General features: G+C 43.2%; 16 protein-coding genes. 2 read left to right on the top strand and 14 right to left on the bottom strand.

Annotated elements, in window-relative coordinates; genetic code table 11:
• Positions 1-126: 126 nt before the first annotated feature.
• Together KJS58_RS16655 and KJS58_RS16660 are read right to left on the bottom strand one after the other, a co-directional pair.
• A complete protein-coding gene (locus KJS58_RS16655) occupies positions 127-1,035 on the bottom strand; it encodes a COX15/CtaA family protein (RefSeq protein ID WP_374705827.1) in 909 nt (302 codons plus the stop codon).
• A 298-nt stretch (positions 1,036-1,333) separates the two neighbouring features.
• On the bottom strand, positions 1,334-1,678 hold the full coding sequence (locus KJS58_RS16660; RefSeq protein WP_213534082.1) for a thioredoxin family protein: 345 nt from the start codon (positions 1,676-1,678) through the stop codon (positions 1,334-1,336).
• A 140-nt stretch (positions 1,679-1,818) separates the two neighbouring features.
• On the opposite strand from KJS58_RS16660, the gene KJS58_RS16665 reads away from it, so the two are divergent.
• Positions 1,819-3,129 carry a DUF2515 family protein gene (locus tag KJS58_RS16665; RefSeq protein WP_213534084.1) on the top strand — a complete coding sequence of 437 codons (1,311 nt, stop codon included), beginning with the start codon at positions 1,819-1,821 and terminating at the stop codon, positions 3,127-3,129.
• 41 nt (positions 3,130-3,170) lie between these two features.
• On the opposite strand, the gene KJS58_RS16670 is transcribed toward KJS58_RS16665, so the two are convergent.
• The 12 genes from KJS58_RS16670 to KJS58_RS16725 all read right to left on the bottom strand — a co-directional run bounded on the left by KJS58_RS16670 (position 3,171) and on the right by KJS58_RS16725 (position 18,274).
• Positions 3,171-4,802: a putative polysaccharide biosynthesis protein gene (locus KJS58_RS16670; protein ID WP_213534086.1), complete on the bottom strand. Its 1,632-nt coding sequence runs from the start codon at positions 4,800-4,802 to the stop codon at positions 3,171-3,173.
• A gap of 51 nt (positions 4,803-4,853) precedes the next feature.
• Entirely contained in the window at positions 4,854-5,339 is a 486-nt protein-coding gene (locus KJS58_RS16675; protein ID WP_213534088.1) for a DUF456 domain-containing protein, read from the bottom strand.
• 7 nt (positions 5,340-5,346) lie between these two features.
• Complete coding sequence (locus KJS58_RS16680) at positions 5,347-6,099, bottom strand: HAD family hydrolase (protein WP_374705828.1); 753 nt, start codon at positions 6,097-6,099, stop codon at positions 5,347-5,349.
• A 218-nt stretch (positions 6,100-6,317) separates the two neighbouring features.
• Positions 6,318-7,199: a metal ABC transporter permease gene (locus tag KJS58_RS16685; protein WP_213534090.1), complete on the bottom strand. Its 882-nt coding sequence runs from the start codon at positions 7,197-7,199 to the stop codon at positions 6,318-6,320.
• Positions 7,200-7,211: 12 nt separating this feature from the next.
• Positions 7,212-8,141 (bottom strand): metal ABC transporter permease, encoded by a 930-nt coding sequence (locus KJS58_RS16690; RefSeq protein WP_213534092.1) that lies wholly within the window; start codon positions 8,139-8,141, stop codon positions 7,212-7,214.
• 5 nt (positions 8,142-8,146) lie between these two features.
• Complete coding sequence (locus KJS58_RS16695) at positions 8,147-8,953, bottom strand: metal ABC transporter ATP-binding protein (RefSeq protein WP_213534094.1); 807 nt, start codon at positions 8,951-8,953, stop codon at positions 8,147-8,149.
• Between the two features lie 29 nt (positions 8,954-8,982).
• On the bottom strand, positions 8,983-9,936 hold the full coding sequence (locus KJS58_RS16700) for a metal ABC transporter solute-binding protein, Zn/Mn family (RefSeq protein ID WP_213534096.1): 954 nt from the start codon (positions 9,934-9,936) through the stop codon (positions 8,983-8,985).
• Positions 9,937-10,161: 225 nt separating this feature from the next.
• Positions 10,162-12,195, bottom strand: coding sequence for a peptidoglycan D,D-transpeptidase FtsI family protein (locus KJS58_RS16705; protein ID WP_213534098.1), 2,034 nt, complete (start codon positions 12,193-12,195; stop codon positions 10,162-10,164).
• A gap of 124 nt (positions 12,196-12,319) precedes the next feature.
• Positions 12,320-14,362, bottom strand: coding sequence for a peptidoglycan D,D-transpeptidase FtsI family protein (locus KJS58_RS16710; RefSeq protein ID WP_213534100.1), 2,043 nt, complete (start codon positions 14,360-14,362; stop codon positions 12,320-12,322).
• 178 nt (positions 14,363-14,540) lie between these two features.
• Positions 14,541-16,607 carry a peptidoglycan D,D-transpeptidase FtsI family protein gene (locus KJS58_RS16715; protein ID WP_213534102.1) on the bottom strand — a complete coding sequence of 689 codons (2,067 nt, stop codon included), beginning with the start codon at positions 16,605-16,607 and terminating at the stop codon, positions 14,541-14,543.
• 39 nt (positions 16,608-16,646) lie between these two features.
• Positions 16,647-17,798: a transglutaminase domain-containing protein gene (locus KJS58_RS16720; protein ID WP_213534104.1), complete on the bottom strand. Its 1,152-nt coding sequence runs from the start codon at positions 17,796-17,798 to the stop codon at positions 16,647-16,649.
• Between the two features lie 41 nt (positions 17,799-17,839).
• A complete protein-coding gene (locus tag KJS58_RS16725) occupies positions 17,840-18,274 on the bottom strand; it encodes a hypothetical protein (protein ID WP_213534106.1) in 435 nt (144 codons plus the stop codon).
• Positions 18,275-18,455: 181 nt separating this feature from the next.
• Between KJS58_RS16725 and KJS58_RS16730 the strand changes: the two genes are divergently transcribed.
• Positions 18,456-19,607 carry an MFS transporter gene (locus tag KJS58_RS16730; RefSeq protein ID WP_213534107.1) on the top strand — a complete coding sequence of 384 codons (1,152 nt, stop codon included), beginning with the start codon at positions 18,456-18,458 and terminating at the stop codon, positions 19,605-19,607.
• The last annotated feature ends 35 nt before the right edge of the window (positions 19,608-19,642 follow it).

Raw genomic sequence — 19,642 nt, forward strand, 5'->3', positions numbered from 1 at the left:
GAAATCTAATTCGTGGACTTTGTCATTTACATATGCAGCCTTCGGACAGGCACTAGCATTTATTGTACACTGTCCCGCTATTTTTTTCCAAGATACATCTGTTGTATCCAGTTATTTATCTACCTTTTATGAGCGATGAATACCTGCCGGTTTAGCCAGTTTCCACACTACATAACTCATGTAGGCAAGAAGCCCGAACAATACCGAAATAATGGTCATATGAGCAAGTACAACAAACATGTAAATCTCAGGACGATCCATGGTCAGCATAAGGCCTACACCGGACAACACTTGTATAATTACGAGCGAGATCGCTGTAATCCCAAGCATTTGTAACTCCCTGTTCCCTTTATTATAACGGTAAGCATAGTAACTGAGGACTGCAATAATGACGACAAGGAAAAATGCAGCAACACGATGCAGGAATGCAACAGCTACACCGCCGGAGAGTTCAGGAATCACAGCTCCATTACAGAGCGGGAATCCGCTGCAGCCGCCTGCAGACTCGGTATGGCTGACGAAAGCCCCTGTATAAACAACGATATAAGAATAAATCATCGTTAGCCACACTAAATTACGAAATTGTTTGCTTACCCGCGGCAGGCTGTCGAACTTAGCAAGTCCGCCAAATTTCTGTTCTTGCCTTGCACCAAGGGTAGTCATCAAGGAACTTGCAAGCGAAATAATGGCAAAACCAAGATGTAGTGCCATAACAGCGGGTACCTGAGAGAATACAACTGCGAGTGCTCCCATCATCCCTTGAATAACAACGAAGAACAATGTTAAAAGTGAAAAAATTTGTAGATCACGGCGCTGTTTAGCAAACAGCATAAAGAGTACAAATGTGGTAATGGAAAGCAGCCCTGCTGACGTACTGACAATCCGGTGTGAATATTCAATGAGCGAAGCAAGTGTATGCGCAGGCACAAATTCCCCGTGACATAATGGCCACTCATTCCCGCAACCAAGGCCCGAATCCGTACGTGTAACTACCCCGCCGCCAAATGTAGCAAAAAACATGAACAGCGTAGTCACAAAACTAAACCATTTTAAAAGTCTGATATGCTTCAACCTTATTCACCTGCAATTATATGATATGGCGGAGAAAACTCTCCGCATGCTGATTGTATAAGCAATTCTCAGCAACTCTAATTATTATAACGGATAAAAGAATTCGAAACATAAGGGGATTGTGACAATATCTTAACGGCTGTTAAAACGTAACATTTTTCATTGTTTCCCCAGATCCTATCCAAATTTATTCTATCCAGCACAAAAAACACCGTTCTCTCCTTATCGAAGAGTACGGTGTTTTAATTACTTTATGATCATTTTAGCTGCGCATTGTTTGATACACTTCAACCGCCCGCTTAAGGAATTCTACAATTTCCTCACGTGATTTGCGATTTTTATTTACGAAACGAATGAGCTCGCGTCCATCAGCATAAGCCACAAAACTAGGGATTCCTAGAATGTTCTGTTCCTGACTTAGATCACCGGTTTGTTCTACATCGACTTCAATCAGGGTAAGCAGCTGGGAAAACTCCTGCTCTACCTCCGGCATGAAAGGATCAATAAATCTGCAGTCTACGCACCAGTCTGCTTTAAAGACAGCGACCGTCAAATTAGAAGATTGGGTTAACACATCGAATTCCGCTTTAGAAGTAATTTTTTTCATCCTTATTCATCCTCTCTAGTTACAGCTCGTATAGACTTTCTGGTTTAGTGAATCATTCTTGACGAGTGGAAGTCAAATCATTCGTACATACTATTATATAACCAGGCAAAGTCTGTAGCAAAAGAGGAGGCAAGAAATAGATGAAAAGTCAGCAATCTTCTGTCCATTCTTTAGACGCAATTTGGCAAATGTTAAAGACCTTGCCTATAACTGCAGCAGAAGTGATTCGCGGGAAACAGGCCGCTATTCGGTCATCGAAAAGGCTGCGTCATCCGCTTCGTCCACTCACCTGGCCTACTTCATCCGCTTCCTGGATACAGAATGAACTAGAACAAACCCTTGCTAGTGTACGGGCCAGCGGAGTCCAGCCTGCTTCCATGCGGAGCAGTCAGCTCGATCCTTATAGTGTGGAAGAGCTGAATCTCGTGCGCGAGATCATGGAACAAACTCAGCAGCATAATCAAAGCAATTTAACAAGAACTGCTGCTTATCTGGCTTGCTATGAAGCTTACCCGGAGCTTCACTGGGCTCTGCTTGCTCATTTTGTATCTCGTAACGGCGGCTACAATATGACCGATCTAAAGAGCGAGCTTTTGCTTAATGTACTTAAAAATCAGGATAATAAACAAGTTTATCTTCTCTTAGAACGGTGTAATGCACTTATTTTTCAAGATGCCTATCCGCAGCTGATGTTATATATGAAAAGCCGGGAAAAAGGTCGAAGCTATTTTCATTTGCTATCCGAGTTTCATGTTTCTGCCTTTATGAGTCCTTTTTGGGAACAATTCTGGCTTGAACGTAGCAGCGAGATCTTGACCGTCGGTCTCATTATTAACGAGCAAAATTATATCGAGAACCGGGTCATTCGCAATCCCTATTATCAGCATCATGTCATGGCTACCCTCTCTTTTCGTTCTCATGAACTGGCTGGGCTTAATCATATTATTATTCCGCTTGGCGTGGATCAGGAATTGGTCGGTTTGACCATTACTCATTTCAACAAACTGCATGAACGGATTGAGTTCGGCAAAGCACTGTATGCCCTGCTATTCGGGTATTCGCAGGTACTAGAGAGAGCCACCGCCTTTTCTAAAGAAATACCTCACGAAGGTTCCCGAAGTGAATATTGGCCTAAATATTATACTTCACTCTATGGTCAGAAACGGGAGGAGTCCCTTCTCACAGCTGCACTAAGTAATAAAGATGTTCTTTCTACAGACAATAAAATATACAGTCCTACACTATATAAAGCTTGGTATGATATGCCCTATGAGAAAATAACCCGTGAAGACTGGCTTACGCATACTCCTCATACAGACACACTTGGCCACCTCAACCTTCCAAGGAGACCGCGTATATTTGATGTGAGTTACCGGCACCGATTCGCTCTATGGAAACTTGGAATTGTTCATGATTTGAGCGAAATGAGAAATACCAATAAGATCCTATAAAAAAAGAACGAAGCCCTTTAAGAGCTATCGTTCTTTTTATCTTATCCTCTGCTACCTTGCTTACTACCTCGCTGTAATCTCATCAAAGGCCGAAGCACCTTCTGAATCATCCGCGGATAGTTCGCAAGCTCGTCCTGACGAAGTACACGCAGCGCAATAAGCAGAACAAAATAACTGATGACTACCGCGACTCCAACGATGATACAGTTCAGTAGAAATGCCACTCTTGCAGGCATCATATCTACCATAGACAGCCCAAGCTGATGAAGTCCATATCCAATCGCACTGGATATAATAACGGTCATCAGAAAACCAACCCATCTCTTACCGAGAATGGAGAAGGCAACTGTCTTTTTAAGTACACGAATATTGAGAAGGGTGATGACAAAGAAAGCAAGACCTGTTGAGATAATGATTCCATAAATTCCAAAGAACTGTGCAAGAATAAAGCTGGACAACAACTTGACTATAATCCCGATAAACACGGTTACCATTGTAATTCTTGGTTTGCCGATACCCAGTAGAATGGAATTTGAAGTCATCATTGTAATTTGAAAAATCGTCCCGAACGTCAATAAAGCAACAATTCCGCTGCCATCCAAACTACTAAACAGGAGACCATTAATTGAATAAGCAGCTACACAGAGAGCAATAACCATCGGCATCCCTGTCATGATAGCAATCCGCATAGCGAGTGTCACTTGATTACGCAGATGCGTTTCATCTTTTCTCGCAAATGCTGCCGAGATAATCGGGATCAGCGATGTACTAAGTGCAATCGCCAGGATCGGCGGAATCCCCGCAACGGGCTGAGCGCGGTTTGTCAAAATACCAAGTATCGTTGTAGCCGTGTCTGAGCCCACCTGACCGCTGATCAGGGGTTTAATAATAGATGAATCAATAAAGTTAACGGCCGGTACAGCTAACGATGACAATACGATTGGTATCGAAAGTGTGAAAATATCACGATAGATCCGAGATAATGGAATGCGCGCAGTTTGCAGATCATGGAGACCAAGTTCTCGATCTTTCCGAATCTGTTTCCGAGTGAAATACAACATTACTGCGAATGCACCGACACTACCGAGTACTCCCCCGAAAGTTGCACCTGCTGCAACCTCACTATCTCCATATCCCGCTCTTAATAAAATATAAGCAAGCAAGATTGCCGTACCGACCCGTGCGAATTGTTCGACAATCTGCGAGATTCCGCCTGCTGTCATGTTGTTGCGACCTTGGAAGTAGCCGCGCATCATGGCAATCGTCGGAAACAACAAGAGCGCCGGAGCCAGTGCACGAATGGCTAAAGCCGATTCCGGAACTTGGGCAACATACGTTGCGTAGAATGGCGCTAATGTCCATAGCAGTATCGTCATTACAATCCCAGCAAATGCGGAGAAAATAAGTGCAGCTTGATAAATTCGTTTTGCTTCCGCAGGTTTATCCAGTGCATAGCGCTCGGAGACCATTTTACTGAGCGTACTTGGAATACCTGCGGTAGCAACCGTAAGCAGCATTAGATATACGCTGTTTGCAACCCCAAAAGAGGCGTCCCCCACATCTCCGAGCAAGTGTTCAAGCGGAACGCGCTGGACAAGCCCAAGCAGCCGGGCAACAAGAGCTGCCACAGCAAGGATAATCGTACCCTTGATGAATGATTCCTTTTTAGACAAGACGTAATTCCCTTCTTCCTTCCCCCGAACGAAACGTTTAGGAACCTAATTTTAATGAACCGTAATCCATATAAAAAATATGATAACCATCGCTACTTGCAAGATGATCTTCATGACTGTACTTGCAAATAAACCTAACACCGAACCAAATCCAACTTTCGCGGACTTTTGGACCGTCGATCCGCCAATCAGTTCCCCGACAAAAGCGCCTAAGAAGGGTCCAATAACAAGTCCAAAAGCCGGTATTACAAAAGGTCCGATAATGACACCAATGGTACTCAGTGTGGTCGACAGCTTTGAACCTCCATATTTCTTCACGCCCCAGGCATTAACGACGTAGTCTGCAACAAACAGCACCACGACGATCAGTGTCTGAATAATCCAGAACCAGACTCCAAATGATTCAAATCCGAAGAACCATCCATATACGAAAAAGGCGAAGTAAATGGCAAGAGCGCCAGGTAAGATGGGGAAAATCGCTCCCGCAAGTCCAATCGCAAATAATAGAATAACAAGAATCCAACCAAGGATTGTCATCAGGCGATTATGCCTCCTTCAAAATATAGTCTCGTATCACTTCCACGATTCCATCTTCATTATTCGTGCCTACTACGAGATCTGCTGCTTCTTTTACCGTTTCCTGTGCATTCCCCATAGCGACTCCAAGACCTGCTGCTTGAATGACAGCAAGATCATTCAGACTGTCGCCTACCGCAACCACCTCTTCCATCGTAATTCCGAGCAGTTTACATACTTCCTGAATCCCGCTGGCTTTAGAAATACCCGCCGGATTAATCTCGAGGTTCGTTGTTGAAGAATTCGTAATCTGAAGACCACCCAGATCTTGAAGCTCCATCAAAATCTGATGACGGACTTCATTATCTTCGGTTGTATAACCGAATTTCAGCCACTCATGATCGTAGATGGATTCCACCCACCGTTCGCTGTTATACAGTTTATCTACCGAATAAGCCCAGAACCAGCAATCATGCTTTATCGCAATCTCATGCATTTTAGATACAAGTTCTGGATCAAGCAAGGTTCTAACTTGCAGTTCATTCGGCGACTTCCATACTTCGCTTCCGTTCACCGTAACCATCGGTGTCTCAAGTCCAAGTTCCTGGCCATAAGGAAGCGCATGATGAGCAGCACGTCCTGTAGATAGGCATACATGTATACCCGCTTTCATCGCCTTATGAATCCAGCTGGACGTCTCGTGAGAGATTTCATGTTCATCGGTCAGCAGCGTGCCGTCCATATCTAGCGCAAGTAGTTTATATCGATATTGATTATTCAAAATAAGTTTCCTCCTTTTTTTCTCTTATCCATCCATTCTTTATCTTTATTGTTCATTTATGAATCACAATACATATCGCATTTTATCATAAACAAGGAAATGCAACAAAAGAGGTTTAATGGTACAAAGTCAAATGTAAGACATACATAAAAAGAGCAGGTGGCCTCACCTGCTCTTTTCTATGATTTTATTTCTATGCATTTCATATATATTCCATATTACAGTTGTACTTCCCTGCTTCCCCTGCCTCGCATGAATCTCCGAACGAGAACACCATGAAGCGGCGAGAACAGAAAAGCAAGTACGAAGAACCCTCCTGCCGAGGCCACCATGCACCCCGCAATCGAAGCATCAAGCAGGAAGGCCATATAATATCCAGCAACGGAACTTGCTGCTCCGATAAGAACACTATAAGTCAGCATGACCCCAAGACGATCCGTCAATAGATAGGCGGTTGCAGCAGGAACAATGAGCATCCCGACAACGAGAATAGCCCCTACGCTATCAAAAGAGGCAACCGAAGTCATGGAGACCATCCCCATGAGTAAATAATGAAACAGTGCCACCGGAATACCGCTTGCTGCGGCAAGTGCTGGATCAAATGAACACAGTTTGAATTGCTTATAAAATAAAGTTAGTAAGAGCAATATGACAAACAGGGTTATCCCAAGCATCCATACCGCCCTTGGCCCTACGTCAACACCGCCCAAAGTCAGCTGATCCCACTGAACATAAGCAATTTCCCCAAAAAGCACATGATCGAGATCAAGATCAATATTTTGTGCGTTCAAGCTGATCAAGATAACCCCTACGGCAAAGAGTGCCGTAAACACAATCCCAATCGATGCATCGGACGATAGACCGCCCCCTTGTAACATTTGAATGAGAAAAACAGCAATGAGTCCAAAAGCAGTAGCGCCTGCCAAAATCCACAGCGACTCGCGCCCGCTGATTAGAAAGGCAATTGCTATACCTGGCAGCACAGCGTGACTAATGGCATCCCCGACCATTGCCATCTTTCTCAGCACTAGAAAAGTCCCAAGAAGCGCACAGGCGGAGGAAACGAGTATCGCGGTGAGTATAATCCAAAATCCTGACATAATAATTCTCCTCTACTTCCTGATTTCAGCCTGCTGCTTACTTGACCGCTGATTATAATCTGTTTTCACTCTCCGGCCACGAATGACTCTTGCAATCCATCCTCTATCTGGGGCAAAAAGAACAGATACAGCAAACAATCCTGTAGCAACGAGTACGGTTACTGGTCCTGTAGGTAAATCGGGTGTTGTTGCACTAATCACCGTACCGATTACTCCACTAAGTGCTCCGAATAATCCAGCCAGTACAACCATCAGACCCAGCCGATGTGTCCAATATCTAGCCGCTGCAGCGGGCGTAACGAGAAGTGCAGCAACAAGCACGACACCTACAATCTGAACCCCTGCTACGACGGCAATTACCGTAAGGAACAACAGCAGCTGCGCTAGTAACCCAGAGGGATACCCCATTCCTCTAGCAAATCCCGGATCAAAACTAATTAACTTAAATTCTTTAAATAAAAGACAGCATACAACAAGTAGAAATATAGAAACGCCAAGCATCGTATAGACATCGCTTCTAACCATAGAAGCCGCTTGACCAAACATATATTTATCCAGTCCGCTCTGACTTCCATAATCCCCGTGTTGAATGCGGGTTAACAACATAACCCCTACTCCAAAAAAGACGGACAATATAACACCGAGTGCAGTGTCTTGTTTTATACGGGAATACTTCGTTATGACTGATATTCCGACTGTCGCAATTATTCCGGAAACGAGAGCACCCAGCATAAATAAGAAAGTTGATTTTACCCCGCTTAGCATAAAGGCTATACAGATGCCTGGAAGAGCGGCATGGGCTAACGTATCTCCAATCAGACTTTGCTTACGAAGATAAGTAAATGATCCCACCATTCCGCTGCTAAACCCAAGCAGCATCGAACCAAGCATGATCCACCTTGCATTTGGATCTGTCATAATGGAGAATATCCAGTTCATCATACGTACTACTCCTTCCACTTCTCCGCAGCGGCTGACTGACCAATCATCGCAATACGGCCGCCATATGTTTTTTGAAGCATCTCTGATGTAAAAGTGGTTGGTGTTGGACCTGCTGCCACTAACTTTCCGTTCAGCAGTATGACATGATCGAAGTATTCCTCTACTGTAGCAAGGTCATGATGAACAACAAGCACTGTTTTCCCCTGTTCTTTCAATTCGCTCAGCAAGGCGATGATCGCCTTCTCTGTTGTCGCATCCACACCTGCAAAGGGTTCATCCATGAAATAGATATCCGCATCCTGCGCAAGGGCTCTTGCCAGGAATACACGCTGCTGCTGTCCACCGGACAGCTGACTAATCTGTCGGTGACAGAAATCGGCCATCCCTACTTTTTTCAGACAATCCATTGCGATTTCCTTTTCTTTCTTCCCAGGTCTCTTAAACCAACCCAGTCTTCCGTACCTCCCCATGATCACTACATCAAGGGCATTCGTCGGAAAATCCCAATCCACAGATTCTCGCTGAGGTACATATCCAATTCTTTTGCGCTGTTCTTTATAGGGTTTTCCGTAGATTTTGACATCCCCACTGAGGGAGGGCACGAGCCCCAGCGCTGCTTTAATGAGCGTTGACTTTCCGGCTCCATTCGGTCCTAATATTCCTATTAATTTCCCTTCCGGTACGGAGAATGTGATGTCTTCAAGCACCGGTTTTTTATGATAGGCAACGGCCAGATGCTGAACAGAAAACGGAAATTGCACTTCACTTGATTCTGTTGCATTCACGGTGTCTTCCTGCGTTAATATGCCCATTTTCTCCACTCCTCTTATCCTTGTGTATCCTATTTCAAAGCTTCAACGATAACCTTCGTATTATGTTTTACCATACCAATATACGTTCCCTCTTCGGTTCCTTCTTGGCCCATCGCATCGGAGTATAATTGACCGCCAATCGTAACCGTATGCCCTTTCTCTTTTGCCCCAGCTACGATCGCTTCCATCGCTTTAGGTGAAATACTGGATTCTACAAAGACGGCTTTAATTTGGTTGTCTACAAGGAAATCCCTCAGCTCACTAACATCGTTCACTCCATATTCAGCAGATGTACTGATTCCTTGTAAACCAAGCACTTCAATATCGTAAGCCTGACCAAAATAGCCAAAAGCATCATGTGCAGTGACGAGCACCCGAGAAGCTTTAGGAATGGAAGCAATACTTTCGCTGACTTCTTCGTGTAAATCTTGCAGCTTCGCTATATACGCATCCGCCTGGTCATTATAGTCTTTCGCATGTTCAGGATCTGCCTGAGTAAGAGTGTCCCGAATTGTATCCGTAACCTGTATCCACTTTGTCACATCGAACCATACATGAGGATCCGCCTCTTCCTTATCCCCATAAGGAACCATCAGCAGTTCGCTTTCTGGAATATCCTTCGTCACTTGAGTCACGGTCTTAGACTTGCCTAGATTGATTAGAATATCGGACATCTTTCCTTCAAGATGTAAACCGTTATATAAAATGAGATCCGCTTGTTCCAGTTTTCTAATGTCTCCTTGAGAAGCTTTATACAAGTGGGGGTCCACTCCTGGTCCCATCAGTCCGGTTACTTCTACATGATCTCCGCCGACTTCTTTAGCTGCATCTGCAATCATACCCGTTGTAGTCGTAATCTTTAATTTCCCCGTCTCTTCGTTTCCCCCAGCTTCACTTGATGTACCGCAAGCTGCTAAAACTAGGATTGAACTCATTACTACAACAGCTATAACGATTCGATTCCATTTACTCCTCTTTTTCATTGTCCACTCTTCCTCTCTGCGGTGATTTCCAAAATTCCAAAACCCAGATCTTTACCATGTACAAGTTGTTTAACCTACAACAATTAATTTACATATAACCAATTAAGTTTCCCTAAGGCAAATTTTATGGGAGACAAAATAAAAAAGCAAGAGAAATTTTCTCTTGCTTGTCTTCGATTTGGCTACAATACGCTATGGCCCATATATAATTCTGTGCGCCTATTTTTATTTCTCTTTGGTTGCCTTCTGTTTCTTAGGTGTGCCATCCAAACCGTAATACATATCATATGCATCGAAGATTTTACGAGCGATCGGGGCAGCACTGACCGATCCAAAGCCACCTTCCGGAATCATAACGGCGACCGCAAGTTTTGGATTTTCACGAGGAGCAAAGGCAATAAATACTCCATTATCGACCCGCTTTCTGGTTCCGTTAAAGAATATGTCCTGCTGAGATGTACCGGTTTTCCTAGCAAAATCATAAGGAAATCCATCGAAACTCGTCCCCACATTGGTTGCCATCGCACTGCGAATCAGATTCCAGTTCGCATCACTAAACTTCACTTCATTCAGCACCTTTGGCTCTATTTTACGGATGACATTCCCTTCAGAATCCCTAATCTCGCTGACAAGATGCGGTTCCATGCGTTTCCCTTTATTCGCAAGCATGGCTACGTACTGAGCAAGCTGCATTGTCGTATACTTTCCCTGCTGTCCAAAAGAGGCGAAAGCAAGCCGGGAGAGGGCTGTTTCCTTTTCGTTCTTATACTCAATATTTCCTCGGTATTCATTAGGGAGATCCACCCCAGTTTCTACCCCAAGCCCAAACTTTTTCATATATTGATCCCAGATATCGATCGCCTTGCTGCTGCCATAACGTTTCCAAAGCCCTTCCCCAATCAAATCCACCATAAAAGCATTGGATGATCTACGAATGGCCTCCCGTGGAGTCAAGCTCCCCATCACTGAACCACCAGAATTTCCTACTCTTGAGCCATCAAGACCAAATTCAGCATATCCTTTGTCTGGATACACGGTTGATGGGCTGATGAGTCCTTCTTCTAGACCTATGAGAACACTCAGAGGTTTAATGGTTGAGCCCAGCAGAACAACGGATTCAGTTGTATTCGTTTGATCTGTAGGAAAAAAAGAGCGTATCGTACCATTTTGGTATACATTTTTTATTTCGTTATACACCTTAGGAGAAACGCCCCCATTCTCCCATACATTCGTATCGTAATCCGGCATGCTTGCCATAGCTATTACATTTCCGGTATCCACTTCCATCGCTACTGCGAAGCCCATTCTTGCATTTTGTGATTCCTTTCTACCACTCGTACGAAGCGCTTTGATCTGATCTGTAATAGCCTGTTCCGTTATCCGCTGCACATCTTTATGCAGATTTGTATATAGATCATTCCCTTTTTTAGGCGGCACTAGCTCCCCTGGACCTGTCGGCATATTACGCATATCTACTGGTATTAACTGATAGCCCGATTCCCCGCGCAGTTCCTCCTGATATTGTAATTCAAGCCCGCCGAAGCCAACATTCTCATTCTCTTGATAAAAAAGACCTGGATTTTCTAGACCCACTTCTGAATTATGTTCACTAATTTTCTTATAGAACGGATCATCCTTGGCTCCTTTATATTTAAACAGGTATCCAACGGTTTGCGTAGCAAGCGTATCTTTATGGTATTTACGCACCGTTTCTTCAATGATTTGAATCCCTTTAAACTGATCTTTATTCTGTAAAAAGTAGGCTACTTCTTTATCTGATAAATTGCTTTTGATGAGACGTGGAACATATCCGCCGAATTTGGAATAATTAAGATCCAGGCTCTCGATAATCTGCCCAGCAGTGATTTCTGGGGCATCCTTCTCCCCATATTTCGTAAAGATATCTGCTATTTTTTCAGCCATTAAATTCATTTCAATTCTTCCCGCTGTAGGAATCCCGTTAGACAATCCATAATTCTCGTATAAAGAAATATATAAAGAATGCGAGGGCTCTGAATAAGCCAGTGGTGTATGAGTAGAATCATAGATCGTCCCACGGATCGGCATCATGGGTACTGCTCTTTTATTCTCTCCTCGTTCTAGATTCGCTAGTTCCTCCCCTTCCACAAACTGTATAAACGCAAGTCTTACGATAAGAACACAAAATAATATAAAAACGGCGAAAAAGGAAATATTCATACGAAAAGTCCGTCTCCGCTCGATCTTTATATTCTCTTCATCCTGTTCATAACGATTCATTAGTAGTCCCCCCATAGATAAAACAACAACTGTACATATACGCTAATTATACCAAGATTTACCACTATTGTACAAAAAAGAAGACGCCCTTTGCTTTTATGCAAAAGACGCCTTTCTTATCAATCTATTCATTCTGTGAAGTTTCTTCATCATCTTGCGGGTTCCCTTTTGGAACACCATCCAGACCGTACACTTTATCATAAGCATCAAATATTTTACGAGCAATAGGAGCCGCACTGCTGGAACCAAATCCACCCTCTGGTATAACGACGGCTACAGCCAGTTTCGGATTTTTACGCGGTGCAAAGGCAATAAACACACCATTATCAATCCGGTTTCTTGTCCCATTATAATAAATATCCTGCTGCGAGGTACCTGTTTTCCGAGCAAAGTCATATGGGAAACCTGAGAAGGCCATGTCCACATTGGTTGACATCCCGCGGTGAACCGTATTCCAGTACTCATCTGCAAAATCCACTTCATTGAGTATCTTAGGTTCAATTTTCTTGACTACATTTCCTTCAGAATCACGAATTTCTTTGATGAGATGCGGTTCCAACCTTTTTCCTTTGTTAGCAAGCATCGTTGTGTATTGAGCAAGCTGCATAGTCGTATACTTACCCTGCTGCCCAAAGGATGCATACGCAAGACCTGTTAACGCAGTTTGATCCTCTTGCAAGTATTCAATCTGCCCTTTAAATTCACGTGGTAGATCCACACCGGTCTCTACCCCAAGACCAAATTCTTTCATGTATTTATCCCACACACCAAGTCCTTGATCCGGCTCACTCTTATATTTCTGATATAATCTTTTACCTATCATGTCGACCATAAAAGCATTAGACGAGTGCTTGATCGCTGTATCTGGATACAAGAGTCCGTATACATGGCTTTGTGAGTTACTAATTCTTTTATTTTCCCTACCAATCGTTGCATAACCTATATCTTGATAGGCGGTATTTGAAGTAAACAATCCTTCTTTCAGACCAATCAGAACACTTAACGGTTTAATCGTAGAACCCAAAAGTACGGTCGACTCCATCCGTCTTCTCGAATCATCCGGCGGGTACGATTCTGTTGTACCGTTACGATAAATGTATTTAATTTTGTCATAATCCCATTCATCATTAGGATCGTAATCCGGCATACTCGCCATTGCCACAATGTTGCCTGTATCTACTTCCATCGCAACAGCATAACCTCTTGTAGCATTAAGATGTAATTTACCAGAGACAGGATTACGATGCAGCCAATCAAGCTGATCCATTATCGCTTGTTCCGTTTCCACCTGAATCTCCTTATTGATGGTAGATACGATATCTTTTCCTTTCTCAGGGGCCTGAATAACTGTCCCTTCTTCTGGAAGATTCAGTGGATTGATTGGAATTTGACTATAGCCTGCTTTACCACGAAGTTCATCCTGATACTGCATTTCAAGGCCGTCTACACCAACCTTTTCCAGTTCAGAATAGACAAGTCCTGGATCTGTCTGATCTTTATTTGTTTCATCTACTTGTTTATATTTCTCGAGTGTTTTTGAGGTCTTAAATGTTTTAAGATAGCCGATTGCCTGAACAGCAACTGTATCCTCATCATATTTTCTTACCGTCTCTTCGATTACGCTGACGCCAGGAAACTCTTTTTTATGTTGCAAAAAATAAGCAATTTCTTTTTCTGATAAGTTACTTTTAATCAGCCTAGGTGTATAACCATGCGTTTGCCGATAATTAAGGTCCATTGCCTTTTCGATATCAGCTGCAGTTAATGTTTCCGCGTCCGGGTCTTTATACTTTTCAAAGACTTCAGCAAGACGCTCAGCCATCTCCAATGCTTCTTCATGGTTTGGATTTACCGAACCGTCTGTCGGCTTACTATAATTTTTATATAAAGTAATGTACAGTGACTGAATAGGCTCTGAATAAGCAAGTTTCACCTCACCCGTAGAGTCAAGTATGGAACCCCTTACCGGAAGTAGCGGTATATTCTTAGTCACACTGCCGCTTTCCTGCTGCGCGAGCTCTGGCCCTTCTACAAACTGAAGCACAGCAAGCCTAATGATAATAATAGAAAAAATAATAAAAGAGCTAAAGAAGAAAAAATTAAGACGAAAACTAAATCGGCGCTTATTGGACAGTTCTTCCTTTTCATGATTTTGCTGCTGAGTCATACCATACCTCACTTTTCTTTCTGTTCCATAGATATCCTTTTTTATTCTACCACAACTGTGATCTAAATTTCTCTTTTGCTGATTACAATTTCGTCATAAAACGACAAAACCGCGTGTGCCTCAATCACGTGGCACACGCGGTTTTGTCATAATATATTGCAATTGGATATTTTAAAGCCTACTCACCAGAATCATCTTGTTCGGAAGCTTCGCTCTGATCTTGTGAATCTTGAATTTTGGGTGTTCCGTCAAGGCCAATATACTGATCGTAAGCATCATAAATTTTACGTGCAATAGGCGCTGCACTGACGGAACCGAATCCTCCTTCAGGCACAACAACAGCAATCGCAAGTTTCGGGTTATCTCTAGGAGCAAATGTGATAAAGACGCCGTTTTCTACGAGTTCGCCGCCTACACTTTGCTGAGATGTTCCTGTTTTGCGAGCAAAATCATACGGGAACCCCTCAAATCCTTGAGCATTACTGTTCATGCCTGCTTTGATTTCATCCCAAAAAGAAGAATCAAACTCAACGGTGTTTAGTATTTCTGCACCAAATTCTTTCACTACATTGCCTTCTACATCCGTAATCTTGCTTGCAATTTGGGGTTTCAGTCGTTTTCCTTCATTCGCAAGCATGGCTGTATACTGAGCAAGCTGGAGTGTTGTGTACTTTCCTTGTTGCCCAAAAGAAGCATAGGCAAGCGCTGACTGCGAACTGCTATTCTCTGCTTCATTTATATATTCGCGCAGACCAGACTGTTCATTAGGTAGACCGCTCTCTGTCGATACCCCTAGCCCAAACTCCTTCATGTATTTATCCCATACATCAACGCCATCTGCACCATACTTCTCATATAATTTATTTCCGACCATTTCTACCATGAACGCATTGGAAGAATGCTCAATAGCTGAAGCAGGGTCGATCAAACCGTAAGCGTGGCTCCCCGAATTTCGAACGGAAGTTTCATAACCCTTCTTACCAAACTTCCCTACCCCCACATCATTATATAAAGTAGAAGTCGTAAACAAATTTTCTTGCAGACCAATGAGAACAGATAATGGCTTAATAACGGAACCGAGCAACACCGTGGAAGAAGGATGTTTATAACTCTCTTCTTTACTGCTGTAGGACTGATACACTTCACGAATGGCGCCATTTGAAGCATAAGGAGCAATATTATTAAGTTCTTCTTGTGACATGCTTCCTTTTGTCCAAATGTTCGGGTCATAGTCAGGCATACTCGCCATCGTTACGATCTTGCCTGTGTCCACTTCCATGGCAACTGCAAATCCCGTTTTGGCATTTGGTGCTTTAATACTAGAATTACTTGTCGTTTGCAAATATTCCAATTGGTCCATGATTGCCTGTTCGGTAGCCAACTGAACATCTTTATGAATCGATAACCACACGTTATTCCCTTTTTTAGGAGCCGTAATCTCTGCTTCACCAGAAATTTGATTTTGTGAGTTCACCGGGAATGTCTTAACACCCTTCGTCCCTCTTAGCTCCTCTTGAAACATAAACTCTATGCCATCATATCCGACTTCCTCGTCATCTAGATATTGAAGCTTAGGGTCGGTTTCTTCTTTGGCCTTCAGATAATAACCGAGTCCATAATCCGGATCAATTACGGAACGGAATGGTTTCATATAACCTACCGTTTGTACGGCAACGGTATCCTCGTCATAACGTCTCACATTTTCTTCTACCACTTCTACGGTTGGAAACTCATCCTTATGGGATAGAAAATAGGCGATCTCTTCATCTGTCAGATCTGTCTTGATTCTTCTCGGCGTATATCCGTAATTCTTGCGATAGGATATATCAAGAGCTTCCTCAATTTCATCTTCTGTCATTGTTTTGCTCGAATCTCCATACCGGTCAAAAACATGTTTGAGACTCGAAACAAGCTCTTGTAATTCATCTTTGTTTTCTTCACGGGTGTAGTTTTTATCTAAACTCACATACAAAGACTGAGTCGAGGTCGAATAGGCGAGCCGATTCTCGCCCGTAGAGTCAAATATCGTTCCCCGAATGGGTGAAAGAGATACACTTTTCGTTGCGACACTTGCTTCTTCTTTTTTTAGCGTAGGACCCTGAACCAGCTGCAGATATGCCAGCCTGATGATCAGTACACCAAAGATCAAAAAGGTTGCAAGGAAAAAGACATTAAGCCTGAAAGTAAACCTTTTCTCCTTTACAATCTCTTTTTTCATATATGGGTCTGTTCCCTCTTTGCTCATTCCTAAACTATCCTTTCTAACTGCGGTTTAACAAATACATTATAAGGACTGATCTTTGATATGGGTGTCGTAGAAGTTAGATGGATTGAACCAATTTCCACTATTCGCCCAAGTTGGATCAAGAGGTACCCACTCATCTGTCTCACTTAAATACACTTCGTTCCATGCATGAGCACCGTATCCGCCTTGTCCATTATATCCAAGACCTGTAATGACTTTTACATCCAATCCTTCTGACCGGGCCATAACCGCGTATAGCCTTGCATAGTCGATGCAAACACCTTTCATCGTTTGAAAAGTATCCTGCGGTGTTTGCTCATTCCAGATGCCTCTTTGCTCATAGTCCTCTACTTTGCCGTAATCATACCCAACACGAGTACCTACCCATTGATAGAGCGCCTTTGCTTTTTCTTCATCAGTGGCCGCATTCTCTGTCACTTTCGAAGCTGCTCCTTCTATATCCTTAGGGATACTCCGATCAATCACTTCATATCTTCGGTGCATCATGCCGGTTAGTTCATTTTTTGCCGCTTGGGTAATGACAGGAAGCCGTTCCTTAATCAGTGTTCCCGAGAGCGGTTCAATTACTTTTTTGGCACCCTGCTGATACAAAGGGGAGGATTCCACATAATTGCTGAATGTACTTCCCGGATATAGACTCACTAATATAAATAACAGCGCAATCACCAGTATGCTTCTCGCTACACCGACAACAACTCCGAAAGCAGCACCAAGAAGGCGGCTGATCATCCCTGGATTCTTACGTGATCTGGTATTTGACCTGCCAAGACCAAGTCCTGTAAGCAAACCACCAACTACAGAAAGAACAAAACGTATCACTGCATAACTAATCATAAAAAGAACAGCAAATCGCATTAACGGAAAATCAGTTAGCCCGGTAATGGCAGTATAATAAATTTGCTCCCATACTTTCAAATCTCGATTAGGTATGTTCTCACTGTATTGTGCCAGCCACGTTTGAACCATTGGAGATAATTTCATAGAGAGAAAAAAAGCACCAGCTAGACCAATGACGGTAAACATTCCTTCCGTAACCAGGTTTACCAGCGCTCCAGCTGAGCGTGATGCTCCTCTTGCAAATCCTTGTATCAGTGATACAAGGAGAATAACCAATAGAACAAGCGTGACCGCATTTCCATTCAATAGGCTGTCGATCCATGATTCGAACATGCTATCACCCCTGTTTTACCTATACGAATATTTATCTTTATTTAGTTTTGTGCGGTTTCCATGTACTGTTTCACTGCGGCATTATTAATACTCCACTCACCCACAGATACACCGCGCAGACTTACCTTCACTTTGTCTTTACCTTGCTCTCCTGTAACTTCCACATTGGGACTCGTAATTGTGAACGTTCCATCCTCGTGAAGAACATAGGTCGCTTGCTTCGCTTCATTCTGCATCAGTTCTTGTGCTTCTGTTTTCACTGTTTCCACAGTAGACGAACTTACATCCGTAACTACATCTTTGATCTGATCTAAAGAAACACCGCTGTATATGATCAGTGCGGCCACAATTACAAGAACGATAGCCCACTTTAGTACCGTCTTAAGCACATTAATGACGATAAACAACAAAATCAAAGCAACAATAATAACCAGCCAATTTTGCTGAACGAACTCTTTCCATACTTCTAAATCCATTGTGATCATCCACCTCCCGAACTCCATTCATATGAGTTCCCGAATATTATACATGATTACCGATACTGCTGTCAGCTAAGCCCGGGTTTACGCAAAAATACGGTATAAGACTGTCCCATTAGGCGTACAAGTATATCATACGATGTTCTAGCTATATATTGAAATGGGAGGTGCTGTTTCCTTGAAAACGGCCATATGGCTTTATTTATTTCTTTTTTTAGCCTTCTTCGATTTACATGCACAGTATCCTATTCTTACGCCTTTTGCGATTTCATTAGGCGCAGCTCCCACCTTTATTGGTTGGATGATGGGCATTTATTCCTTAACCCATCTACCGGGAAATCTGATTGCAGGCACAAAAATTGATAAGCATGGAAGCAAGCGTTACATTATTTTCAGTCTAACAACTGCTGGGATCCTTTTGTTGCTTCAAGCCTATGTTGATACCCCATGGCAACTACTTATTTTACGGGCACTCAGCGGATTTGTTCTCGCTTTTCTCTCTCCTGCCTGTATGACTCTGCTTGCTCAGTTGTCTTCTGATCCAACCACGCAAGGAAAGTATATGTCAGGACATGGTGTGGTCCATACACTGGCTTCTGTGGTCTCTCCCGCAGCCGGCGCCTTCATTGTTGCAGGCATTGGCTTCTCCGGGACTTTTCAGATTCTTGGAATTCTGCTGATCATTACTGGGCTGATGGCATTTTTTACGATTCCTGCCGTAAAGGCAGCCAGTACGGCGAGTGCCAAAGTGCTGCCTCCTATGGAAGGCCGTTTTCTTCCGATATCTTGGCGTTATTTTGTTTTACCGCTAGTCATTGCATGCTCTCAAGGCGTTCTTTTCTTTGAACTCCCCCTGAGAGGCAGCGGCTCAGCTTCGATATTATCAACAGGCCTGCTATTCTCCATCATCAGTTTAGGAGCACTTACTACACTCAGTATGTTGTTTCTCAATCGTTATTCGACAAAGCTTCGTCTTGCCGCAGGCGTATTACTGATGGCAATCAGCTTCTTTCTGCTCGCTTCTGTACCTGAACTGCCTTTATGGCTTGTTCTCTATGTCCTTGGCACATCCAAAGGAATCATATTCCCGGCACTAGCAACCATGTTTGTGCAGCTGAGTCGCGGAGCCAGGCTTGGGCGGATTTTTTCTATTCAGTCAATTGCGACTTCATTAGGTTCTTTTGTAGGTCCCATTGCAGCCGGACAGATTCGAATGGAGATCTCTCCTTACTTCCTAGCTTTTCTTGTCCTCATGATTGGTCTCTTATTTTTACCTTTTTCAAAACAAGTTCGCACTTCTACACTTACTCCCGAACCAAAACACATCTAATAAAAAAGACTGTAGGCAAACGAGTGGTGGTTAAT

Origin of the sequence: Paenibacillus sp. J45TS6, from assembly GCF_018403285.1 — a bacterium.
GTDB lineage: Bacteria > Bacillota > Bacilli > Paenibacillales > Paenibacillaceae > Paenibacillus.